This is a genomic window from Blautia sp. DFI.6.71 (assembly GCF_020593585.1).
Taxonomy (GTDB): domain Bacteria; phylum Bacillota; class Clostridia; order Lachnospirales; family Lachnospiraceae; genus Blautia_A; species Blautia_A wexlerae.
Genome location: NZ_JAJDMJ010000158.1, coordinates 1 through 475, shown reverse-complemented (window position 1 = coordinate 475; position 475 = coordinate 1). Strand labels below are relative to the sequence as shown.

The window sequence follows — 475 nt, the reverse complement described above, 5'->3', positions numbered from 1 at the left end:
CTAAGGACTGGGATTATGAACTGATCGATATGCTCGGTTATCCGAGAAAAATGTTTCAGAAGCTGATCATGCCCGGAACAGGCATCGGACATTTGTCAGATAAGATCAGAGAAGAAGTGGGCTTTGATCTGGAAGTGGTTGCACCTGCAACACATGATACAGGATCCGCTGTACTGGCAGTTCCTGCAAATGACGATGATTTTATCTACATCAGCTCCGGAACATGGTCACTGATGGGAATTGAGAGAAAAGAAGCTGACTGCTCTGAGAAGAGCTGTGAGATGAACTTCACAAATGAAGGCGGTTATGCAGGCCGTTTCCGTTACCTGAAGAATATCATGGGACTCTGGATGATCCAGTCTGTGCGTCATGAAGTAAATGATGCATACAGCTTTGCAGAAATCTGCGCAATGGCAGAGGAAGCAAAGGATTTCCCGTCAAGAGTAGACGCAAATGATGAGTGTTTCCTTTCTCC

At 45.7% G+C, this 475-nt stretch carries 1 protein-coding gene; it reads left to right on the top strand.

The annotated features are described in order from the left end of the window. A partial coding sequence (locus tag LJE12_RS19710) for an FGGY-family carbohydrate kinase (RefSeq protein WP_331466219.1) occupies nucleotides 1-475 on the top strand: 475 nt, incomplete at both ends.